Origin of the sequence: Arenibacter lacus (genome assembly GCF_008711145.1) — a bacterium.
GTDB classification, from domain to species: domain Bacteria; phylum Bacteroidota; class Bacteroidia; order Flavobacteriales; family Flavobacteriaceae; genus Arenibacter; species Arenibacter amylolyticus.
This window is the reverse complement of the sequence record NZ_VVIN01000258.1, coordinates 1-429: the sequence shown is the minus strand read 5'-3', so window position 1 is coordinate 429 and position 429 is coordinate 1. Positions and strand designations below refer to the sequence as shown.

The following is a 429-nucleotide window of genomic DNA, read 5'->3' as shown; positions in this document are numbered from 1 at the left end:
GCCACCACGGACCGTTGTTATGTAGCGGGTAGTGGCGTTAGCCTTACCGCTACTGCCTCGGGAGGTGTTGGTCCTTATACCTATAGCCTTAACGGAGGCCCGGCACAGAACAACAATGTATTTAACAACTTGGCTCCTGGCTTCTATTCCGTAGAGGTATGGGATGCCTATGGTTGTACCGTTACTACCAATACGGTTGAAGTAGCACCACAACTGACGGCCACGGCCACCCTCACAAAGGAATTGGATTGTAGCGCAACTTCCCCGGATGCTGTGATAGACGTAACCATCAACGGCGGATATGCGGATTATAGTTATAGGGTGGATGATGGTACTGGGTATGGCGCACCTACAGCTTTGGCCGCGGGAGTGTCCAACTTTAGCTACCCCACCGCTACTGCTGGCACGTATCGTTTTGAGATTACGGAT

Annotated in this window: 1 protein-coding gene; it reads left to right on the top strand. The window is 52.0% G+C overall.

The window, feature by feature from the left end; all coding sequences use genetic code 11:
• On the top strand, positions 1 to 429 hold a 429-nt coding region (locus F1E73_RS17400), incomplete at both ends, for a hypothetical protein (RefSeq protein WP_150452709.1).